The sequence below is a fragment of the Mumia sp. ZJ1417 genome (assembly GCF_014127285.1).
Lineage (GTDB): Bacteria > Actinomycetota > Actinomycetes > Propionibacteriales > Nocardioidaceae > Mumia.
The window spans coordinates 535,544-556,385 of record NZ_CP059901.1; the positions used below are offsets into that span (position 1 = coordinate 535,544).

The following is a 20,842-nucleotide window of genomic DNA, read 5'->3' on the forward strand; positions in this document are numbered from 1 at the left end:
CTCATCGCTTGTCCTTGGGAGAGAAGAAGTAGGTCACGAGTCGGGCCACGAGGTTGAGCACCATCACGATCAGCATCAGCACGAGTGCGGCACCCCAGGCCCGTGCGATGGACGGCTCGGGCGGGACTCCCGGGCTCATGATGGAGCTGTAGGTGAACACCGGCAGGGTTGCCATGCGCCCGTCGAACAGGTTGACGTTGGTCGAGTCGGTGATCCCCACCGTGATGAGGAGCGGCGCGGTCTCGCCGATCACGCGCGCGACGGCGAGCGTGATCCCGGTGACCAGACCCGCGAGCGCGGTCGGAAGGACGACCTTCACGATCGCCCGCCAGCGGGGCACACCGAGCGCGTACGCCGCCTCGCGCAGCTCGTTCGGGACGAGCTGGAGCATCTCCTCGCAGGAGCGGACGACGACCGGCGTCATCAGCACGGTCAGCGCGACCGCGCCGGCGAGCCCCATCCGGACCCCCGGTCCGAAGAACACCACGAACAGGGCATACGCGAACAGGCCCGCGACGATCGACGGGATGCCGGTCATGACGTCGACGAGGAAGCGGATCGCCTTGGCGAGACGCCCGTCGCCGCCGTACTCGACGAGGTAGACCGCCGTGAGCAGACCCAGCGGCACCGACATCACCGCGGCGGCTGCGGTGATGAGGACCGTGCCCCAGATCGCGTGGTAGATGCCGCCGCCCTCGCCGACGACGTTGCGCATCGAGTAGCCGAAGAACTCCGCCGAGAGGACCGGCAGCCCGTTCTTGAGCACGGTCCACAGGATCGAGACCAGCGGCACCATCGCCAGCGCGAAGGCGCTCGAGACCCCGATGGTGACCAGCCGGTCGATGGCCTTGCGCCGGCCCTCGATCGCGTACGAGAGGATCGGGAAGCCGATCCCGACCACGGCCCAGCCCGCCAGCAGGGACGGGACGAGGGGGAGGTCGAGACCGGCGTGTAGCGCCGACGCGACGACGACGGCGAGCGCCAGGGCGTACCAGCCGGATCCGCGCGGGAGCTGCGGCTGGTGCCAGCTGCGCAGCCTCGTGGGTGCGGCGTCGCGCTCGGGAGCAGGAGGTGCGGTCGTGGTCATGCGTTGGCTCCCGAGAACTCCTTGCGCCGGTTCACGACGGCGCGCGCGCCGACGTTGACGGCGAAGGTGATGAGGAAGAGCACCAGCCCGGACGCGATCAGCGCGTTCACCGTCAGCCCCGAGGCCTCGTTGAACTGCAGCGCGATGTTGGCCGGGATCGTGCTCGGGTTCGTCGAGCTGATGAGGTTGAAGGTGATGACGCCGGAGGCCGAGAGGACCATCGCGACGGCCATCGTCTCGCCGAGCGCACGCCCGAGGCCGAGCATCGCGCCGCCGATCATCCCGGAGCGGCCGTGCGGCAGGACGACCGTGCGGATCATCTCCCAGCGGGTCGCTCCGAGGGCGAGCGCCGCCTCCTCGAGGAGCACCGGCGTCTGGCGGAAGACCTCGCGCGCGATGGCCGTCATGATCGGCAGGATCATCACGGCGAGCACGATCGCGGCGGTGAGGATGGTGCGACCGGTCGCGGAGGCGGGGCCGCCGAAGAACGGGAGGAACCCGAGGTGCGCCTCGAGCCATTCGTACGGCCCGACGAGCTTGCCGGCGAGGACCCGCATGCCCCAGAGACCGAAGACGACCGACGGGACAGCGGCGAGCAGGTCGATGACGTAGCCGAGGGTCTGACCGAACCTGCGGGGGACGTAGTAGGTGAGGAACAACGCCACAGCGACCGCGAGCGGCACCGCGATCACGAGCGCCAGCGTCGCGCTCCAGAGCGTGCCGAAGACGAGCGGGAGCACGAACGCCAGGAACGTCTTGCCGCTCTTGACCTCGTCGGGTGAGGCGGTGATCCCCGGCAGGCCTTCTGCGGTCAGGAAGATCGCGACGCCCGCGAGGATCGCAAGGATCGCCAGCGCGGCGCCCTTGGACAGGCCCAGGAACATGCGGTCGCCGAACCTGCCCTTGGCGGCGGCGGGTTCGGCGGTGTCCCGCGGCGGGGACGGGGTGGAGGTGTCGGTCACGAAGCGGTCCTCTGGTGGAGACGGTGCGGAGTGACCTGCGGGCGGCCGTCCGATCCCCCGGTACGGACGGCCGCCCGCAGGAGCATCACTTCGCCGAGATCCCGTCGACGATGTCGGCGATGCGCTCCTCGAGCGCGCTCGTCAACGGGGCGGAGCCGGCGCCCTCGGCGGCAGCCTGCTGGCCGTCGGAGCTGGCGACGTACGAGAGCCAGCCCTTGACGAGGTCGGCCTTGGCCTCGTCGTCGTACTGCAGGCACGCGATCTGGTACGACAGCAGGACCGCGGGGTAGACGCCCGACTCGGTCGTGGTGTGGTCGATGTCCATCACGAGGTGCGTGTCGCCGCGGCCTTCCTTCTGCTTCGACGCCTCGAGGATCTTGGCGGCGGCCTCGGGGCTCGGCCCGACGTACTCCTCGCCCACCTTGAGCGACGCGACACCGAGGCTGCCGGCCTGGCTGGCGTCGGCGTACCCGATCGTCCCCTCGCCGCCCTGGACGGTCGCGACGACACCGGACGTGCCCTGCGCGCCCTCGCCGCCCTTGATCGGCCAGGTCTCGACCTCGCCCTCGGTCCAGCTCTGCGGCGCCGCCGCAGCCATGTAGGCGGTGAAGTTCTCGGTCGTGCCCGAGTCGTCCGAGCGGTGGACCGGCGTGATCTTCGACGACGGGAGGGTGGCGTCGGGGTTGTCGGCCTTGATGGCCGCGTCGTCCCAAGTGGTGAGCTTGCCGGCGAAGATCTTGCCGAGGGTGTCGGCCGACAGCTGCAGGCCGTCGACCCCCGGGAGGTTGTAGATGACGGCGATCGGGCTGACGTACGTCGGGACCTCGATCACGTCGGACCCGCAGCGCTCCTCGGCGGCCGTCAGCTCCTCGTCGTCGAGGTAGGCGTCGGAGCCGGCGAAGTCGGTGCCGCCCGCGATGAACTGCTCGCGTCCGGCGCCTGAACCTGCCGGGTCGTAGTTGACAGTCACGTCGGGGTTCGCGGTCTGGAAGCCCTGCTTCCACGAGGCGACCGCCGCCTCCTGCGAGCTTGCGCCGGCGCCGTTGAGCGTGCCGCTGAGCGTGCTCTCGGTCGCGTCGTCGGTCGCGTCGGCCTCGTTGCCCGCGCCGCAGGCGGACAGGGTCAGTGCCGCGACAGCGGCCAGTGCCAACGGTGTGGCGACGCGGAGCTTGGTGCGGTTCACGTGCTTTCCCTCTCTGGGAAGTCATGTCGATCTCTGGTGTCGACGCTGACGTTAGGGAGCGCAGGTGAAGCAGCAGCCGGACGAAGGTGAACCGAAGGTGAACGGTGGCCGACGAGTCGGCGCGCGGATGTGACGTACGCCGTGGTCAGGCGGGGTGTGCGGCGCCGACGAGGTCGCCGTGCTCGGTGCGCTCGAGGTAGCGGGTGACGGTGTCGCGGCTCTTGGTCAGGCACGCGATCTTGTCCTCGAGCGCGGTGAGCTCGGCAGACATCATCTCGGCGAACTCGCGGCTGCACGAGGGTGGCAGCTCGGCGTTGGCCAGCGCCTCGACGTCGAGCACGATCCGGACGAGGCGGGTCGGCAGCCCGGAGGCGATGAGGCTCCTGACCGTACGGACCCGCTCCACGGAGGTGTCGTCGTACGACCGGTAGCCGTTGGGCTCGCGGTGGGACGTGAGCAGGCCCTGCTCCTCGTAGTAGCGAAGCATGCGGGGTGCGACCCCGGTGGCCTCGGCGAGCTCTCCGACACGCACGGCACGTCCTCTCGGATCGGGCTTGACCTTGACACAGATGTCAAGGTCTACGGTCCCAGCATGACACAGACGATGACAACTCTCCCGGGCATGACCCGCCGTACGTGGGCCGCGCTGCTGACCCTCGCCGGCGCGGCCTTCGCGACCGTGACCGTCGAGCTGCTCCCCGCCGGGCTCTTGCCCTCGATGGCCGACGATCTCGGGGTCTCGCGGGGCAGCATCGGGCTGTTGGTGACGGCGTGGGCGCTGACGGTCGCCGCCCTGAGCCTCCCGCTGGAGCGGGCCACCCGCCGCCTGCCTCGTCGTGCGGTGATGCTCGGTGCGGTGGTGGTGAGCGCGGGGGCCGCGGTGCTCGCCGCGCTCGCCCCGGCGTACGGGCTGCTGGTCGTCGCACGGATCGTCGCGGCTGCCGCCCACGGGCTCCTGTGGGCGCTGCTCGTCCCGTACGCGGCCTCGATCGTCGACGAACGGCACCTCGGCAAGGCGGTGTCGGTGGTCCTCGTCGGGCCGACCGCGGCGGGCATCGTGGGTGTACCGCTCGGCACGGCGGCAGCCGAGCTCGTCGGGTGGCGTGTGGTGCTCGTCGGCGCGGGCGTCCTCCTGGCCGTCGCCGCCGTCGCACTCGCGAAGGTGCTTCCTCGTGACACCGCCCCCGGCGCGAGTCCCGAGCCCACGGGCACCGCCTCGGCGGGCCGCGACCGCTCTCTCGTCCGCGTGGCCGTCACCGCGACCTTGAGTGCACTGCTGCTCGTCGGCCACTTCCAGGTGTTCACCTACGTCGGTCCGCTCGTGACGCGGGTGGCCGGCATGGAGCCCTCGGCGCTCGGCGGCGTCCTCGCGCTCTTCGGGGCCACCGGAGCGCTTGGGCTCGCCATCGCCGGACCGCTGTCGGACCGCTACCCGAGGGCCGCCCTCCCGGGGACCGCGATCGCCTTCGCGCTCACCGTGCTCGCCCTCACGGCGCTCGACACCAGCACCGCGGCCGCCCTGGTGGTCATCGCGGTCTGGGGAACGATGATCGGGCTGCTCCCGCCGATCTTCCAGGCGACGGTCATGCGGATCGCCTCGCCGGCGGCCCGCGGCGCCGCCGGGGCGGTCGTCGTCACCGCGCTCAACCTTGGGATCGCTGCGGGTGCCGCCTCCGGGGCCTGGCTGCTGGAGAACCGTGGCGCCGACGCCCTCGCCCCGGTCGCGGCAGTGATGATGACGGTGGCGGCGCTCGGTCTGACGATCAGTGCGGGTCGTGGCGCTCGATCGCGCGGACCTCGCCCCGACGGTGGTGCACCACGACCAGACCTGCAGCCGGCAAGGGATCGGCGTCGACCGCGCTAGCGTCCACGCCGACCACCTCGAGCATCCGCGGAAGCACGGGGCGGTGGCCGCAGACGACGACCGGTCGCTTGTGGTCGACGGCTTCGGCCATCGCCTCGGCGACCGGTCGCTTCTTTTCGGGACCACCCTCGCGGGGCTCGTCGAGGCGGTGGTCGAGCACGATCGGCCGGTGCAGGGCATCGGCGTACGGACTGAGCGTGGCGGCGCACCGCAGGGCGGCGCTCGAGCGCAGGTGGTGCACCCCGTACGCCGCGAGCAGGGGGCGGAGCCCACGCGCCTCGTTCTTGCCCTCCGCGCTGAGCGGGCGGGCGAGCGGGTCCTTGCGCCATCGCTGGCGTGGCCGGGCGGTCGCGTGCCGGACGACGAGCAGCGTGCGCGCATCGAGAGCCCCGGACGAGAGACGTTCGGCGAAGGCGTCGAGCACGCTGCGGTCGGAGTCGTACGAGAGTCGCTTGGCCGCCTTCGTGAGCGGGACCCACGCGACGCCGTCGATCTCCTTGTTGGGCTCGTACGCGTCGGCGTCGCCGCGCACCGCGGTGGCGGCCCAGTAGGCGACGTTCTTCATCCGGCCCGGCGCATACTCGTACTCGAGCTCGAGGAGCGGCACGCCGAGCCGCGCGGTCACGCCGGTCTCCTCCTCGACCTCGCGCACCGCGGTGACAGGCCGCACCTCGCCCCGCTCGACAGTCCCCTTGGGCACCGTCCAGTCGTCGTGGCGCGGGCGGTGCACCAGCAGGACCTGCAGGTCCGTCGGCGAGCCTCCCGGCGCGGGGCGCCACACCAGGGCGCCGGCCGACCATCGGATCGGCCGGTTCACACGAATCCGCCGACCGCGGGGTGGTCCTTCGCCTCGGCGCGTGCGCGGGCGCGCCGTGCGCGGGTGCGGTCGATCGTCTCCTGCTGGAGGTCGAGGAGAGGCCCCTCGGAGCTCGAACGCCGGGTCCAGGTGCCGTCGGGCCCGAGGTCCCACGCGTCCGTGGCGGGGTCCATCGCAAGGTCGAGCATCGCCCCGACCTCGGCGATGTGCTCCGGACGCCCGAGCTGCACGAGCACCTCCACGCGCCGGTCGAGGTTGCGGTGCATGAGGTCGGCGGACCCGATCCAGACCTGCGGGTCACCGCCGCCGGCGAACCAGAAGACGCGGCTGTGCTCGAGAAATCTCCCGAGCACGCTGCGGACGACGATGTTCTCGCTCATCCCCGGGACGCCGGGCCGCAGGGCGCAGATGCCGCGGACGAGCATCTGCACCCGCACCCCCGCCTGCGACGCGCGATAAAGGGCGTCGATGACCTCCTCGTCGACGATCGAGTTGACCTTGATCCGGATGTCGGCCGGTCGTCCCGCGCCGTGGTGGTCGATCTCCTGCTCGATGCGTTCGACGATCCCGGGGCGCAGGCGGGCGGGCGCGACGAGGAGCTGGCGGTACGACTCGCGCCGGGAGTAGCCGGACAGGTTGTTGAAGAGGTCCGTCAGGTCGTCGGCGATCTTCGTGTCGGTGGTGAGCAAGCCGTAGTCCTCGTACAGGCGTGCCGTCTTGGGGTTGTAGTTGCCGGTGCCGATGTGGGCGTAGCGGCGCAGCCCGTCGGGCTCGTCCCGTACGACCAGGCACAGCTTGCAGTGGGTCTTGAGCCCGAGCAGCCCGTAGACGACGTGGCAGCCCGCCCGCTCGAGCTTGCGGGCCCACCGGATGTTGGCCTGCTCGTCGAAGCGCGCCTTGATCTCGACCAGCACGAGCACCTGCTTGCCGGCACGGGCGGCGTCGACGAGCGAGTCGATGATCGGCGAGTCACCGGAGGTGCGATAGAGCGTCTGCTTGATCGCGAGCACCTGCGGGTCGGCGGCCGCCTGCTCGACGAAGCGCTGAACGCTCGTGGCGAAGGAGTCGTAGGGGTGGTGGACCAGGACGTCGCGCTCGCGCAGCGCGGCGAACATGTCGACCGGGCTCGCCGACTCCACCTCGGCGAGATCGGGGTGGGTCGTCGGCACGAACGGCTCGTACTGCAGCTCGGGCCGATCGAGGTCGGCGATCTGGTGCAGGCTCGCGAGGTCGAGCGGCGCCGGCAGCGCGAACACCTCGTCGGGGCTGATGTCGAGCTCGGTAACCAGCAGCTCGCGCACGTGCTCATCCATCGTGTCCTCGACCTCGAGACGCACCGGCGGCCCGAACTTGCGGCGCAACAGCTCCTGCTCGAGGGCCTTGAGGAGGTTCTCGGCGTCGTCCTCCTCGACCTCGAGGTCCTCGTTGCGGGTCACGCGGAACGAGTGGTGGGCGAGGATCTCCATCCCGGGGAAGAGCGCGTCGAGGTGCGCCGCGATGACCTCCTCGAGCGGGACGAAGCGCTGCGGGCCGACCTCGAGCCAGCGGTCGAAGATCGGCGGGACCTTCACGCGCGCGAAGTGGGACTTGCCGGTGACCGGGTTGCGCATCATGACCGCGAGGTTGAGCGAGAGCCCGGAGATGTACGGGAACGGGTGCGCGGGGTCGACGGCCAGCGGGGTCAGGACGGGGAACACGCGCTCGCGGAAGACCTGCCCCACGCCCTTGCGCTCGTCGGCGTCGAGGTCGTCCCAGTGCAGGAGTGCGATCCCGTGCCCGTCGAGCTCGCGCCGCAGGGTATCGGTGAGCAGCGCGCCCTGGCGCAGCATGAGGTCACGGCTCGTCTCGAGGCTGGCCGACCACACCTCGCGCGGTTGGATGCCGCTGGCGCGACGGGAGGCCAGCCCTGTGGCGATGCGTCGCTTGAGGCCTGCGATGCGGACCATGAAGAACTCGTCGAGGTTGCCGGAGAAGATCGCCGTGAAGCGGATGCGCTCGAGCAGCGGCACCGTCTGGTCCTCGGCGAGCTCGAGCACGCGCTCGTTGAAGGCCAGCCAGGAGAGCTCGCGGTCACTGAACCGGTCGTCGGGCAGGTCTCCCGTGACGGCCTCGTACGGCGGGTCCACATCGAAGGAGTCCGGTGAGCGTGGGTGCTCCTCGGTGGCGGTCGCGACGCTGGTGGTGGCGAGATCTTCGGCCATGACGGCATCGTGCCACGGCAAAGTGACCTACGGGTGACCTACGAACGACCGGCCGCCGAGGGGTGCGATCGGCTACCGTACCGCCGTGACCTCCACCACATCCGTCAAGGGAGCCGCGCTGCGCGCCGCCTTCCGTCTGCCTGCGCCGGTGATCGCCAGGCTCGCCGGTGCGCCGGTCACCCGCCGTCACCGCACCCTCGACCCGCAGATGCGGCTGCTGCTGACCCTGCAGGCGCTCGAGGGGCCGGCCGCGGAGTCCGTGCCGATCCCGCACGGGCGCCGCATCATCCGCGCAAGTGCAGCCATGGCCGGTGGGGCGCTCCCGATCGGCTCGGTGCACGACCGGACGATCGACGGACCCGGCGGGCCGCTCCCGCTGCGTCTCTACGCGCCGCGTGGGGTCACCGGGACGGCGCCGGCGCTCGTGTTCTTCCACGGTGGCGGCTGGATCTACGGCGACCTCGAGAGCCACGACGCGATGTGCCGGTTCCTCGCCGAGCAGGCGGGGGTCCGGGTCGTCGCGGTCGACTACCGCCTCGCGCCCGAGCACCCGTTTCCCGCTGCGCCCGACGACTGCCTCGCGGCGTACGACTGGGTGCTCGCGCACGCCGACGCGCTGGGGATCGACCGGCACCGCGTCGCGGTCGGCGGTGACTCCGCGGGCGGCAACCTCGCGACCGTCGTCGCCCAGCAGGTCGTCGGTCGTACGGAGCAGCCGGCGGGCGTCGTCCCTCCGGCGTACCAGCTGCTGATCTATCCCGCCGTCGACTTCGTCGAGAAGCGTCCGAGTCGTACGGAGATGGAGACCGGGTTCTTCCTCACCGGCGGCTTCATCGACCTCTCGTCCGACAGCTACACCGCGTCCGCGCCGGATCCGGCCGACCCGCGGCTCTCTCCGCTGTACGGCAAGCTCGAGGGTCTTCCGCCGGCCTACGTCGTCACCGCCGGGTTCGACCCGCTGCTCGACGAGGGCGAGGCGTACGCCGAGGCGATGCGCGCCGCCGGTGTCGAGGTGACGTACGTCTGCGAGGACGGGCTGATCCACTCCTTCGCCAACATGGTCGCCCTCGGCACGGCTGCCCCTGCGGCGATGCGCCGCGCGGCTCGCGCACTGCGCCGCGGACTCCACCGGAGCTGAGCATGTTTGGCTCGCGCTGACACGCTGGAGGCATGACCGCCACCACGACCGCACCGTTGACCGTCCGCCCCGCGGGCATCGTCGACGTCACGAGCGCAGCCCGTCTGCTCGAGTCGTCAGCACCTGAGATCGACGTCGACGGCGACGGGTTTCCGGACGGTCCTGCCGACCCTGAGGTCGCCGCGTCGGTGGCCCGGATGGCGCTGAGCCACGTCGTCCTGCAGCACGGTCAGCTCTGGGTCGCCGAGCGCAACGGGGTCCTGGAGGCCGCGTCGGTGTGGATGCCGGCGGTCGAGACCGGTGCGGGGGACGGGCTGCGCGACGTCCTGCTCCGCGAGCTGCACGGTCCCTCGCTCGCCGCGGCGCTCGACCCCGGCGCCGAGGTCCGCGCTGCGCTGGCAGGGGCGTCGCTCGAGGTGGCGGCCCTCCTCGAGCGGATCGATCCCGAGCAGATCCTCAGCGGTCTGGGGGTGGCGCAGCACGTCTCGCGTCTTGCGGCGCCTGCCGTCATGCGGGCGACCATCATGCCCGCGCTGGAAGCACTCGATGGCGGTGTCGCCGCCGCGGCCTCGCTCGAGCCGGAGCGCGTCGCTGTGCTCGAGTCCGCAGGCTTCGTCGGCGTCGGGACGGTCGACGTCGGTGCCGGGCACCAGCTCTGGGTCGGGCGCGCGGCCTGACCGGTTGTCAGGCGCGTTCGTAGAGGACGTCGCGCGCGCTCTCGCTGAACCCGAGCCCTTCGTACGTGGCGAGGGCGGGCACGTTGTCACCCTCCACATAGAGGTCGACGCGTTCCACGCCCAGGCTCACGAGGTGGTGCAGCCCGCGCAGCGTCAGCGCCTTGCCGAGGCCGAGCCCCTGCGCGGACGGGTCCACACCGACGACGTAGACCTCGCCGACTCCGTCCTCGACCTTCGTCCAGTGGAATCCGACGATCGCGCCGTCGCGCTCGGCCACGAAGAGCCCGGCCGGGTCGAACCACGGCTGCGCCATGCGCGCCCGCAGGTCGGCGAGGTCCATCGCCCCTTGCTCGGGGTGGCCAGCGAACGCGCGGGCGTTCACCGCGACGAGCGGCTCGGCGTCGTCGTCGCGCCACGTGCGGAGCGTGACCGCGTCGAGCGTGCGCTCGTCCGGCAGCGGCAGCGCGGCGTCCCGCGACAGGACGAGGAGAGTGCGGACGGCTTCGAGGCCCGTCGTAAGGGCGAGGTGCTGAGCCCCGGGAAGGTCGCCGTGGGCCCAGAAGCGTGACTCGCCCGCGTCGAGGACGGTGTCGAGGAGCCCGCGTCCGAGTCCGTGACGGCGGTGGCCGGGGGCGACGAAGAGCTCGACCGGCGCGTCACCCGCGGCGTACGCGGCCGCGACGAGCGCGCCGTCCTGCTCGACCGTACGGTCGACGCGCGGCGGCTCACCGGCGGCGATCGCGATCCGGCTCGCCTCGTTGAGCGGGGAGACGCCGTCGACGTCCGCGACTCGTTCGGCGAGGGCGATCCGTGGGTCGGGGATGCTCATCGCCCACCTCCCGGGACGTCATCCGAACGGTGGGCGGTAGGCCTCGCTACGTATGACGTCCCGGAGGAGGACTCCGTACGGAGCCGTCTGATCTGGGTCGCAGCCTCGGCGGCGACGGCACGCGCGAGTCCGGCCGGGTCGTCGTCGTCGTCTGCCTCCTCCGGGACGAGGACGTGCACGGTGCCGGCGACGAACAGGTCTGCCGCCGACACTCGCTGCGCCGCCGCCATCTCAGCGGCGTGGTCGGCGTCGCCGTGGACGATCGCCGAGGCGCCTTCGGGAGGCAGCGGCGAGAGCCACGCGTTCTGGGTGGCCACGACGACGTCGGCGGGGAAGAGCGCGAGCGCGCCGCCGCCGCACCCTTCGCCGAGCAGCACCGCGACCGTCGGGACGGTCATCGTGGACATGGAGGCGATGCAGCGCGCGATCTCCCCGGCGAGGGCGCCCTCCTCGGCCGCCTTGGACAGCTCGGCGCCGGGGGTGTCGATCACCGAGACGAGGGGGAGGCCGAGCTCGTTGGCCAGCCGCATGCCGCGGCGCGCCTCACGCAGCGCCGCGGGTCCCATGGGAGAGCGGGACTGCGCCTTGCGGTCTTGGCCGACCACGACGCACGGCTCGCCGTCGAGCCGGGTGAGGGCGACGATCATGGCGCTGTCGCGCTCACCCTCGTCCGTCCCCTGGAGCCGGATCGTGTCCTCGCCGCCGACCCGCAGCACGTCGCGTACGCCGGCGCGGTCGGTCCCGCGGGTGCGCTCGATCGCCTCCCAGGTCGACAGGCTCGGCCCGTCTGCGGGTTTCCTGCGCGCCAGTGTCGGCGGCTTCGGGGGATCGATGAGGATGCCGAGCGTCCTGTCGACGAGCGCAGGGAGGTCCTCCGCGGAGACGACGGCGTCGATGATGCCGTGCGCGACGAGGTTCTCGGCGGTCTGCACGCCTTCGGGGAACGGGTGGTGATGGAGCACTTCGTAGACCTTCGGGCCGAGGAACCCCACCAGCGCGCCGGGCTCGGCGACGGTGACGTGGCCGAGAGAGCCCCACGAGGCGAACACGCCGCCGGTGGTCGGGTGCCCGAGGTGTACGAGGTACGGCAGGCCGGCGGCCTTGTGCGACATGATCGCCCGCGAGATGTCGACCATGCGGACGAAGGCGGGCGTGCCCTCCTGCATGCGGGTGCCACCGGACGCCGTCGTCGCGAGGACGGGGATGCGCTCCGTGGTCGCGCGTCGTACGGCCGAGACGATCCGCCGCGCGGCTTCCTCGCCGATGGAGCCCGCGAGGAAGCGGAACTCGCTCGCGACCACCGCGACCGGCCGCCCCCGCACGGTGGCGCGACCGGTGATCACGGACTCGTCGCGGCCCGAGCGCTCAGCGGCTCGGGCGAGCTCGCGCTGATAGCTCTGCGGCCAGCGCGACACGTCGATCGGTGCGTCCCAGGAGACGAACGAGTCGGCGTCGAGGACGTGCTCGATCAGGTCGGACGCCGTACGGCGGGCGCTCATGGACGGTCCTCTCGGGCGCGATGGATCGGTTGGTTCGATCCAAGCACAGCCCTCAGCGGCGCGAGAAGGCGTTCGGCGCCGGCGCCCGGTCGGCGTCGTCTGTCTCCTCCGAGGCGCCGGCCTCACGCCGGTCACGCGCCTGCGCGACGAACCGGTAGCCGACGTTGCGGACGGTGCCGATGAGCGTCTCGTTGTCCGGGCCGAGCTTGGCCCGCAGTCGCCGTACGTGGACGTCGACCGTACGGGTGCCGCCGAAGTAGTCGTAGCCCCAGACCTCCTGCAGTAGCTGCTGGCGCGTGAACACGCGGCCGGGGTGCTGCGCGAGGAACTTGAGGAGCTCGAACTCTTTGAACGTCAGGTCGAGGGAGCGGCCATCGAGGCGTGCGGTGTAGGTGACGTCGTCGACGGTGAGGCCGCCGGACTTGATGACGTGGGCGTCGGGGTCGGTCCCGGCCTCGGCGGAGACGCGGCCGATGGCGAGACGCAGACGGGCCTCGACCTCTGCGGGGCCTGCGGTGGTGAGCAGGACGTCGTCCATGCCCCAGTCGGCGGCCACGACCGCAAGGCCACCCTCGGTGACGATCAGGACGAGCGGCGCGTCGACGCCGGTGGTGCGGAGGAGCCGGGTGAGTCCGCGCGCCTGAGCGAGGTCGGCACGCCCGTCGATGAGGACGGCGTCGCACGAGGGTGCGTCGAGGAGGGCGCTGGCGTCAGGAGGAAGGATCTTGACGTGATGGGGAAGGAGCGCGAGGGCAGGAAGTACTTCGATGGACGACTGCGTACTCGGCGTCAGCAGGAGCAAGGTGGACATCGCGGAACCCTTCTGCGGATACAAAGAAAGCCCAGGGCTGTGCCCAGGGCTTCATTGCTTGCTCCACAATAGGCTACGTGACCGATGCATCAACAACCGGTAACCGTGACGTCGAGCGCAGTGCGGGCGTCACGGTGCGCTATTGGGCGGCGGCCCGAGCGGCCGCAGGTCGTGAGGTCGATCACGTCGATCCAGGCACCGTCGCCGACGTCCTCGACGCCGTGCGCGCGTTGCACGACGGCAACGAGCGCTTCATGCGAGTGCTCGAGATCTGCTCGGTGCTGGTGGGTGAGGAGCCGCTCGGAGGCACCGACCCGGCGACCGTCATGGTGCCCGCCGGCGGCCAGCTGGAGCTGCTGCCGCCCTTCGCCGGAGGCGATAGTCGGCACAGCGCCGGAGGCGATAGTCGGCACAGCGCCGGAGGCTCCGGTGGCACCGCGCACACGAATCTGTCGGTCGGGGGACGCAGGCGACGAGCCCAGACGTGAGTCGCGTCCGCGAGGAGGCACGATCGCCCCTCGGGCTTACCGCGATCGCGCCCGGTCTCGTGACCACGGCGTTCGTCGGCCTCCTTGCGCTCGCGGCGCAGGCCGGTGCCGTGGTGATGGCAGCGGCCGTTCTGCTCATCCAGCTCCTCCTCGCGTCGGCGCCGTCGGCACCCGGTGTCTCCCGTACGCCGGTCCGCGCGCCGAAGGTCGTCCCCATCGCCGTCGCCGGTCTCGTCGCTGCGGTGGTGACCATGTGGCCGTCGACCGCCGCCGGTGCCCGCGGGACGACGGTGATGGCGGGCGCGATGGTCGAGAGCGGCACGCTCGCAGGCATCGGGCTGGCGCTCCCGGTCCTGATCCTGCTGGCGCTGATCGCGCAGGTGCGGCGCCCGGCGCCTCGTACGGACGTCGTGACGGCCCTCGGTGACGTGGTCACCACGGGCTTCGTCGCTCTGCTGGTGACGGGGTGGCTCGCCGCGGCGGAGTCCCCGGTCGGTCGCGCGGCCGTCGTGGTCGCCGCAGTCGTCACGGTCGTTGCGCTCGTCGCCGACCGGGCTCGCCGCGCACGGGCGGTGGTCCAGGTGTGGGCGCTGGCGGTGTGCGCGCTGGTCGGGATCGTGATGGCGTCCTGGGAGGGCGTCAACGCCGTGGCGGGCGGTGTCGCTGCCGTCGCCATCGCCGGATCGGTGATGGCCGGGCGCAAGCTCGGTCAGTGGTGGCGTCCGCTCCCGCCTGCGCGGTGGCCGATGGAGGTCGTGGCGCCGATCGCGCTCGCCGGCCCCGTGGTCTTCGTCGCCGCCCTCCTCTGGGCAGGCATCTGACGGGTCGGGCAGGGCACTCAGCGCGCGCGGTAGGCCTGCGCGACGAGGGGTCCGGCGACGTCGGGCGATCCACTCGGCGACGAGCTCGGGGGACGTCGCGCGGTGTCGCGCAGGACCCACCCGATCGCCTTGCGAACGAAGAGCTCCCGCTCGTCGAGCATCGAGTCGGCGTACCGGCTGAAGCGCTCCCAGTCGCCTCCGCCCGCCCGCAGCGCCGGTAGCAGCGCGAGCAGCGCCGCCCGGCGTACCCAGAAGTCGGCGTCCCGCGCCCAGCGGTCAAGGACGTCGCCGCAGGCGACCGTGCTGCCCGGTCGCGCGGTCACGGCGCTCACCACCTCGGTCGCGAGCGGGTCGACGATCGCCCAGGTCTCCGCCTCGCGCAGCATGTGCTCGACCATCGCGAGGTCCTCGCAGGTGAGCGCGCCCGCACGCTGGGCGAGGACGAACACAGCCGCGAGCCGGTGCTCGTGAACCTCGGACGCCCACAGCCGGGTGGCGAGGTGGAGGACGTCCTCGGGGCCGGCCACCCCGCTGGTACGGAGGGTGGCGCGGACCGTGCCCCGGACGTCCGGCACCCGGACGCCGAGGTGAGGGCGCATGCTCTTCAGGTAGCGCGCGGCGCCCTCGGCGCGTTCGGCATCACCGTGCCCTGCGAGCGCGACGGTGAGGCGGTCGGCGACGGACGCGACGTCGTCCTTCATGAGGGGAACGTACTCTTGACGCGTGCCTCTCGGTGTCTCCGTCCTCCTCGTCGTGCTCGTGGCGACCGGTGCGTTCGCGCTGGTCCGCAAGCGCGTCGACGGTCGCGTGCGCACGACGTCGCCCACGTCGGTGAGCGCTGCTGCCCCGGTCGCCCCGGCCCGTGAGGTGCTGACTGCGGCCGAGATCGGCGCCGAGCTGGGGAGTGGGGCGACGCTCGTCCAGGTCTCGAGCGCCTTCTGCGCGCCGTGCCGCGCAGCGCGGGTGCTGCTGACGAAGGTGGCCGACGCGCGCGACGACGTGGCGTACGCCGACGTCGACGCCGAGTCGCACCTCGATCTCGTCCGTCGGCTCGACATCCGGCGCACCCCGACCGTGCTGGTGCTCGACAGCGCGGGCGCTGTCGTCGCCCGTGCGAGCGGCGTGCCCAAGATGCCCGAGATCGAGGCAGTGCTGACCTCGGTCATTCGATCTCGCATCTCAGATGTCGGATAGCCGTCTCGCTATTCGAGACCCGAACGTGACCAGGCCCGGGTTGCCGCCTACTCTTGCCGACATGCCTCGTACGACACTTCTGACCAAGCGACGCGCAGTGGACCACTGCCGCGTGCGCTCGGCGCTGTGTCGAATGCGCTGAACGAACCCGCCCACGTCGCCTCACGGCGACAAAGCCCGCCGCCTCGATGCGGCACACGTTCTGCGCCTGGAGTCCCTGATGTCTGCAACCTCCCAGCCTGTCGTGCGTCCCAACGATGACCGTCCCGTCGGTCGCGTCGATCCGCGTGGCCAGCGCTTCGCCGCCACGATCACGGCGGTCGTCCTCGGTGTCGCGCTCGTCGCGATCGGTTCGCCGTTCGCGACGGTCCTGATCGGTCTGCAGTTCGCGGTCTTCGCCGTCGGTGTCCTCGGCGGCCCGGCACGCACCCCGTACGCGCAGATGTTCGCTCGTGTCGTCCGCCCCCGGATCGGGGCGCCGGCCGAGACCGAGGATGCACGTCCGCCGCGGTTCGCCCAGGCGGTCGGCGGGGTCTTCGCGCTCGTCGGCCTCGTGGCGTCGCTCGCCGGCCTGACCGCGGTCGCTGCGGTCGCCGTCGGCTTTGCGCTCGCGGCGGCCCTGCTCAACGCCGTCACTGGCTTCTGCCTCGGCTGCGAGATGTACCTGCTGGTCCGTCGCGTCGCACCGCAGCGGGCCTGACTCACCGACTCACACCACAAACCCATCACCGTCACATCTCAGCCTGACAACAACCGTGGAGGTAATACCATGAGCCGCGAATCTGCGCTCGTCACCGCCGACTGGGTCGAGGAGCACCTCGCCGACGACGGCATCGTGCTCATCGAGGTCGACGAGGACACCACCGCTTACGACAAGGGCCACATCGCCGGTGCGATCAAGCTCGACTGGAAGAACGACCTGCAGGATCCGGTCCGCCGCGACTTCGTCAACAAGGCGCAGTTCGAGGCGCTCCTGTCCGAGCGTGGCGTGAGCAACGACGACACCGTCGTGCTCTACGGCGGCAACAACAACTGGTTCGCCGCCTACGCCTACTGGTACTTCAAGCTGTACGGCCACCAGGACGTCAAGCTGCTCGACGGCGGCCGCAAGAAGTGGGAGCTCGACAGCCGTGAGCTCGTCGAGGAGATCCCGACCCGCGCGACGACGTCCTACACCGCGCAGGAGCAGGACACGTCGATCCGCGCGTTCCGCGACGAGGTCGTGGCCGCCATCGGCGTCCAGAACCTCATCGACGTCCGCAGCCCCGACGAGTTCGCCGGGCGCCTGCTGGCGCCGGCGCACCTCCCGCAGGAGCAGGCGCAGCGCGGCGGCCACATCCCCACGGCCGGCAACGTCCCGTGGAGCAAGGCGGCCAACGACGACGGCACCTTCAGGAGCAACGAAGAGCTCGAGGCGCTGTACGCCGAGGCCGGCCTCGACCGCAGCAAGGACACCATCGCGTACTGCCGCATCGGTGAGCGCTCCTCGCACACGTGGTTCGTGCTGCAGGAGCTCCTCGAGATCCCGAACGTCAAGAACTACGACGGCTCCTGGACTGAGTACGGTTCGCTCATCGGCGTGCCGGTCGCGCTCGGCGACGAGCCCGGCGAGGCCTGAGCATGTGCGGCGCGACGCGTGGCGGCCCGAGCCTGGACGGGGTCGACCTCGACAAGGAGTCCGTCATCCAGGGCATCGTGACGAAGGCGGGCGAGCCCGTGGGCAACGCCTACGTACGCCTCCTCGACGCGACCGGTGAGTTCACCGCCGAGGTGCCGACGTCGGAGACCGGACAGTTCCGGTTCTTCGCGGCTCCCGGGCAGTGGACGCTGCGCACGCTCGCGCCGCGGGTCCAGCCGGTCGACCGGCTGGTCCAGGCCCAGCGGGGAAGCGCGGTCGACGTCGAGGTGACGCTCGAGACCGTCTGACCTCCCGCTGGTCGAGCCGACCTGCCGCTGGTCGAGCCGACCTCCCGCTGGTCGAGCCTGTCGAGACCACGAAGCCCCCGCCCCGGCTCTCCGGGGCGGGGGCTTCGGCGTACGGTCAGTTGACTTCGGTCTCGGAGCCGAGCTTGGAGGCGTCGTCGGGATAGAGGCGGAGGTATCTCTTGACCCGGTCGTTGCGGACCATCCGCCAGAGCTGCTCGCCCTTTTCGAGGTCGAGGTTGACGATGCTCTGACCATTGGCATCCTCGCCGAACCGCTGGGCAGCGAGTGGCACCGTCATGAAGTCCACCTCGTCGACGTTGATGCTCTTCATGTTCCAGGCGAGGTCGGTGATGGTCGAGACGCTGAAGTTCTCATCGATGGTGAGGTGCTTCGCGACGGAGCCGACCGTCTTCTGGAGCTTGATGGGGTTGCTGATGTTCTCGGTGCTCATCATCTTCTTGAGGAGCAGCCGGATGAAGTTCTGCTGACGCTTGATCCGATCGAAGTCACCGTCGCCGAGCCCGTAGCGGGTGCGGACGTACTGGAGGGCCTTCTTGCCCTTGAGCTTGTGCCAGCCCTTCTCCCAGCTGACCTTCTGGGAGGTGTCGTAGAACGTCTCGGGGATGTAGACCCGGACCCCGCCGACCGCCTCCGTCATGTCGCGGAAGCCGTCCCAGTCCATGATCACCATGTGGTCGAGGCGGAGGTTGGTGAGGTGCTCGACCGTCGAGATCGCGCCGTTCGGGCCGTAGTTGGCGAAGGCGGCGTTGATCTTGTCCTCGCCCCGCGCCTCGCCCTCCTCGTCGTAGATCGTCACATGGGAGTCGCGCGGGATGGAGATGACGGAGACACGGCTACGGTCGGCCGAGACGTGCGCAACCATGATGGTGTCGCTGCGATGGATCCGTCCCTCCTTCCAAAGGCCATCGTCGTTGAGGTCGGCTTTGATCGAGGAGGAGTTGTTGTTGCCGTCGGCCTCGGCGTCGGCGCCGAGCACGAGGATGTTGAGCGCCTCGCCGGGAGCGGGATCAGGGCGGTTCTCTTCTTTAATGGCCGCGATGGGGACCTTGTCGATGCCGGTGAAGCTCTTGATCATGCCGAGGGCGTATGCGCCGGAAGCGACGAGGAAGACGGAGAGCAGAGTCGCGATCGTGGCCGCCACCCAGTGGCGGCGCACCCAGCCGCGCGGCTTCTCAGCGCGTCGTTTGCCGGCGCCGTCGTAGTCGCTCATCCAACTCCCTGTTCAGTACATGCCACCCGGCATGACGGCAGCCCAGGACGTCTGGCCGGGGCTGCAATCCCCTTATTCTGCCTCAAGACCGGCGATCATCCCAGGCGAACAGTGTCTCTCCTTGTCAGTTCACCGCTGTCGAGGACCAACGTCACCGGTCCGTCGTTGACGAGGTCGACCGCCATGTCGGCCCCGAACCTTCCACGTTCGACAGTCGCTCCGAGTTCCCGAAGGACCCTGCAGAACTCCTCGTACAGGGGTTCGGAGACCGGCCCGGGAGCCGCGTCACCCCACGACGGGCGCCGTCCCTTGCGGACGTCGGCGTACAAGGTGAACTGGCTGATGACGAGCAGCGGTGCATCGACATCTGCGGCGGAGCGTTCGTCGCGGAGGATCCGCAGGTTCCAGATCTTGGTGGCCAGAGCAGCGGCGTCGTCGGCGCTGTCGGTGTGCGTGATGCCGACCAGGACCACCAGTCCCGGGCCGTCGAAGGCGCCGACGACCTCGCCGTCGACACGTACCGAGGCGGAGCTGACTCGTTGGACGACGGCACGCACCGCAACATTCTGGCGCGTACGGCACGGGCGTCAACCCTCGGACCCGCCCGTAGACTGAGCGCATGCCCTTCGAGATCCCCGAGGACCTTCACCCCGACATCCTCGGACTCGCGTGGTTGCTGGGCCAGTGGCACGGCAACGGACGCGGCGACTACCCGACGATCGAGCCGTTCTCCTTCGAGCAGGACATCGCCTTCGCGCACGACGGGCGTCCGTTCCTCCACTACTTCAGCCAGACATGGCTCACCGACGAGTCCGGTGAGCGTATTCGCCCTGGCGCCCTCGAGACCGGCTTCCTGCGCCCCGGCGGACCGATCGACAAGGCCAAGGGGCCGGTCGAGCTCCTGCTGACGCACCCGACCGGGTTCGTGGAGATCTACTTCGGCGAGCTCGACGGCCCGCGCCTCACGTTGCAGACCGACGCGGTCGTACGGACGCCGACCGCCAAGGAGTACACGGCCGGCCAGCGCATGTACGGGCTGGTGGACGGCGACCTCATGTACGCCTACGACATGGCTGCACAGGGGCAACCCATGCAGTCGCACCTTTGGGGGCAGCTCAAGCGTGTCTGATCTCGATGCACCGACCTACCGCAGCCCGCTCCTCGACCTACCCGGCGCCGTCGAGGGGGAGGGCATCGACCGTGGTGTGGCCGCGCACTACGGCGCGATCAGCACCGAGCAGCGTGCGCTCGAGGCAGACAAGGCCTTCGTCGACCTCTCCCACCGCGACGTCGTGACCATCACCGGACCCGACCGGTTGGGCTGGCTGCACTCGCTGACCACTCAGGCGTTCGAGGGGTTGGCCCCGGGGACGCCGACGCAGGCCCTGGTGCTGTCGCCGCAGGGTCGGGTCGAGCACGCGTTCCACGGCGTCGACGACGGTGAGACGTTCGTGGCGCACACCGAGCCCGGCCAGGGCGCCGCGCTCGCCTCGTACCTCGACTCGATGCGCTTCATGATGCGCGTCGAGGTAACGCTCGCGACCGACGCGTACGCGGTGCTCGGGCTGTCCGGGCTCGGCTTTGCCGTGGTGCCTCGTACGGAGCTCGCGGCCGCCCCAGACACCTACGGCGCGGCCGTCGGCACCTGGGCCTGGGAGGCGCTGCGGATCGCCGCCGGCGTGCCGAGGCTCGGGCTCGACACCGACGACAAGTCGATCCCCAACGAGTACGGCTGGCAGTACGACGCCTCGACCGGGACCCCGGAGCTCATGCAGGCCGTCCACCTCGCGAAGGGCTGCTACCGCGGCCAGGAGACGGTCGCACGCATCCACAACCTCGGCCGCCCGCCGCGCCGCGCCGTGCTGCTGCACCTCGACGGTTCGGCCGAGCACCTGCCGCTCCACGGGTCCGACGTCGTGCTCGACGGGCGCCGTGTCGGGTTCGTCGGCTCGACCGCCCGCCACCACGAGCTCGGTCCGATCGCCCTCGCCGTCGTCAAGCGCAACGTGCCCGTCGAGGCGACCGTGCTCGCTGACGGCGTCGCCGCCACGCAGGAGGCGTTGGTCGATCCTGAGGTCGGCCTGCACGTGCGTCCGGCGCTCTGAGCCTGGTTG

General features: G+C 70.9%; 23 protein-coding genes. 11 read left to right on the forward strand and 12 right to left on the reverse strand.

What is annotated here, in order from left to right; all coding sequences use genetic code 11:
- Position 1: 1 nt before the first annotated feature.
- From pstA to H4N58_RS02540, 4 genes are all read right to left on the reverse strand, one after another.
- Entirely contained in the window at positions 2 to 1,087 is a 1,086-nt protein-coding gene (gene pstA / locus H4N58_RS02525; protein WP_167249149.1) for a phosphate ABC transporter permease PstA, read from the reverse strand.
- Positions 1,084 to 2,049 (reverse strand): phosphate ABC transporter permease subunit PstC, encoded by a 966-nt coding sequence (pstC, locus tag H4N58_RS02530; protein WP_243845031.1) that lies wholly within the window; start codon positions 2,047 to 2,049, stop codon positions 1,084 to 1,086. The genes pstA and pstC overlap by 4 nt, the downstream gene beginning before the upstream one ends.
- An 85-nt stretch (positions 2,050 to 2,134) precedes the next feature.
- Complete coding sequence (gene pstS / locus H4N58_RS02535) at positions 2,135 to 3,232, reverse strand: phosphate ABC transporter substrate-binding protein PstS (protein ID WP_182397133.1); 1,098 nt, start codon at positions 3,230 to 3,232, stop codon at positions 2,135 to 2,137.
- A gap of 145 nt (positions 3,233 to 3,377) precedes the next feature.
- Positions 3,378 to 3,764: a MerR family transcriptional regulator gene (locus H4N58_RS02540; RefSeq protein ID WP_167249147.1), complete on the reverse strand. Its 387-nt coding sequence runs from the start codon at positions 3,762 to 3,764 to the stop codon at positions 3,378 to 3,380.
- 60 nt (positions 3,765 to 3,824) lie between these two features.
- Here H4N58_RS02540 and H4N58_RS02545 point away from each other — a divergent pair, with 60 nt between their 5' ends.
- Positions 3,825 to 5,096 carry an MFS transporter gene (locus H4N58_RS02545; RefSeq protein ID WP_167249144.1) on the forward strand — a complete coding sequence of 424 codons (1,272 nt, stop codon included), beginning with the start codon at positions 3,825 to 3,827 and terminating at the stop codon, positions 5,094 to 5,096.
- On the opposite strand, the gene H4N58_RS02550 is transcribed toward H4N58_RS02545, so the two are convergent.
- Together H4N58_RS02550 and H4N58_RS02555 are read right to left on the reverse strand one after the other, a co-directional pair.
- Positions 4,996 to 5,913, reverse strand: coding sequence for an NUDIX hydrolase (locus H4N58_RS02550; RefSeq protein ID WP_167001400.1), 918 nt, complete (start codon positions 5,911 to 5,913; stop codon positions 4,996 to 4,998). The two genes, H4N58_RS02545 and H4N58_RS02550, sit on opposite strands and share 101 nt — an antisense overlap.
- Positions 5,910 to 8,114: an RNA degradosome polyphosphate kinase gene (locus tag H4N58_RS02555; protein ID WP_167249142.1), complete on the reverse strand. Its 2,205-nt coding sequence runs from the start codon at positions 8,112 to 8,114 to the stop codon at positions 5,910 to 5,912. The genes H4N58_RS02550 and H4N58_RS02555 overlap by 4 nt, the downstream gene beginning before the upstream one ends.
- A gap of 85 nt (positions 8,115 to 8,199) precedes the next feature.
- Here H4N58_RS02555 and H4N58_RS02560 point away from each other — a divergent pair, with 85 nt between their 5' ends.
- Positions 8,200 to 9,252: an alpha/beta hydrolase gene (locus H4N58_RS02560; RefSeq protein ID WP_243845030.1), complete on the forward strand. Its 1,053-nt coding sequence runs from the start codon at positions 8,200 to 8,202 to the stop codon at positions 9,250 to 9,252.
- Between the two features lie 32 nt (positions 9,253 to 9,284).
- On the forward strand, positions 9,285 to 9,929 hold the full coding sequence (locus tag H4N58_RS02565; protein WP_167249140.1) for a hypothetical protein: 645 nt from the start codon (positions 9,285 to 9,287) through the stop codon (positions 9,927 to 9,929).
- Between the two features lie 7 nt (positions 9,930 to 9,936).
- Here H4N58_RS02565 and mshD read toward each other — a convergent pair whose 3' ends face one another.
- From mshD to H4N58_RS02580, 3 genes are read right to left on the reverse strand one after another with little or no spacing between them, the layout of a single operon-like run.
- Positions 9,937 to 10,758, reverse strand: coding sequence for a mycothiol synthase (gene mshD / locus H4N58_RS02570; RefSeq protein ID WP_167249138.1), 822 nt, complete (start codon positions 10,756 to 10,758; stop codon positions 9,937 to 9,939).
- Positions 10,755 to 12,257 carry a carboxyl transferase domain-containing protein gene (locus tag H4N58_RS02575; protein WP_167249136.1) on the reverse strand — a complete coding sequence of 501 codons (1,503 nt, stop codon included), beginning with the start codon at positions 12,255 to 12,257 and terminating at the stop codon, positions 10,755 to 10,757. The genes mshD and H4N58_RS02575 overlap by 4 nt, the downstream gene beginning before the upstream one ends.
- Before the next feature lie 52 nt (positions 12,258 to 12,309).
- The gene (locus H4N58_RS02580; RefSeq protein WP_167001405.1) at positions 12,310 to 13,068 is read right to left on the reverse strand and encodes a response regulator transcription factor; all 759 of its coding nucleotides are present in this window, start codon (positions 13,066 to 13,068) and stop codon (positions 12,310 to 12,312) included.
- A 77-nt stretch (positions 13,069 to 13,145) separates the two neighbouring features.
- Here H4N58_RS02580 and H4N58_RS02585 point away from each other — a divergent pair, with 77 nt between their 5' ends.
- Both H4N58_RS02585 and H4N58_RS02590 read left to right on the forward strand, forming a co-directional pair.
- Entirely contained in the window at positions 13,146 to 13,556 is a 411-nt protein-coding gene (locus H4N58_RS02585) for a MoaD/ThiS family protein (RefSeq protein WP_182397134.1), read from the forward strand.
- Complete coding sequence (locus H4N58_RS02590; protein WP_167001406.1) at positions 13,553 to 14,377, forward strand: hypothetical protein; 825 nt, start codon at positions 13,553 to 13,555, stop codon at positions 14,375 to 14,377. Before H4N58_RS02585 ends, H4N58_RS02590 begins: the two co-directional genes overlap by 4 nt.
- A gap of 17 nt (positions 14,378 to 14,394) precedes the next feature.
- Here the strand turns inward: H4N58_RS02590 and H4N58_RS02595 are convergent, their stop codons facing one another.
- Positions 14,395 to 15,078, reverse strand: coding sequence for a DNA alkylation repair protein (locus H4N58_RS02595; RefSeq protein ID WP_167249134.1), 684 nt, complete (start codon positions 15,076 to 15,078; stop codon positions 14,395 to 14,397).
- Between the two features lie 22 nt (positions 15,079 to 15,100).
- Between H4N58_RS02595 and H4N58_RS02600 the strand changes: the two genes are divergently transcribed.
- The 4 genes from H4N58_RS02600 (at position 15,101) to H4N58_RS02615 (ending at position 17,497) form a co-directional block, all read left to right on the forward strand.
- Positions 15,101 to 15,571: a thioredoxin family protein gene (locus H4N58_RS02600; RefSeq protein WP_167249132.1), complete on the forward strand. Its 471-nt coding sequence runs from the start codon at positions 15,101 to 15,103 to the stop codon at positions 15,569 to 15,571.
- 220 nt (positions 15,572 to 15,791) lie between these two features.
- Positions 15,792 to 16,271 carry a DUF4395 domain-containing protein gene (locus H4N58_RS02605; protein ID WP_167249130.1) on the forward strand — a complete coding sequence of 160 codons (480 nt, stop codon included), beginning with the start codon at positions 15,792 to 15,794 and terminating at the stop codon, positions 16,269 to 16,271.
- A 69-nt stretch (positions 16,272 to 16,340) separates the two neighbouring features.
- Positions 16,341 to 17,189 carry a sulfurtransferase gene (locus H4N58_RS02610; RefSeq protein WP_167001410.1) on the forward strand — a complete coding sequence of 283 codons (849 nt, stop codon included), beginning with the start codon at positions 16,341 to 16,343 and terminating at the stop codon, positions 17,187 to 17,189.
- A gap of 2 nt (positions 17,190 to 17,191) precedes the next feature.
- Entirely contained in the window at positions 17,192 to 17,497 is a 306-nt protein-coding gene (locus H4N58_RS02615) for a DUF1416 domain-containing protein (RefSeq protein WP_167249128.1), read from the forward strand.
- Between the two features lie 115 nt (positions 17,498 to 17,612).
- On the opposite strand, the gene H4N58_RS02620 is transcribed toward H4N58_RS02615, so the two are convergent.
- Together H4N58_RS02620 and dtd are read right to left on the reverse strand one after the other, a co-directional pair.
- Positions 17,613 to 18,728, reverse strand: coding sequence for an LCP family protein (locus H4N58_RS02620; RefSeq protein ID WP_167249126.1), 1,116 nt, complete (start codon positions 18,726 to 18,728; stop codon positions 17,613 to 17,615).
- 95 nt (positions 18,729 to 18,823) lie between these two features.
- Entirely contained in the window at positions 18,824 to 19,285 is a 462-nt protein-coding gene (dtd, locus tag H4N58_RS02625; protein ID WP_167249124.1) for a D-aminoacyl-tRNA deacylase, read from the reverse strand.
- Between the two features lie 62 nt (positions 19,286 to 19,347).
- On the opposite strand from dtd, the gene H4N58_RS02630 reads away from it, so the two are divergent.
- Positions 19,348 to 19,857: an FABP family protein gene (locus tag H4N58_RS02630; RefSeq protein WP_167001414.1), complete on the forward strand. Its 510-nt coding sequence runs from the start codon at positions 19,348 to 19,350 to the stop codon at positions 19,855 to 19,857.
- Complete coding sequence (locus H4N58_RS02635; protein WP_167249122.1) at positions 19,850 to 20,833, forward strand: folate-binding protein YgfZ; 984 nt, start codon at positions 19,850 to 19,852, stop codon at positions 20,831 to 20,833. The genes H4N58_RS02630 and H4N58_RS02635 overlap by 8 nt, the downstream gene beginning before the upstream one ends.
- Positions 20,834 to 20,842: the final 9 nt, after the last annotated feature.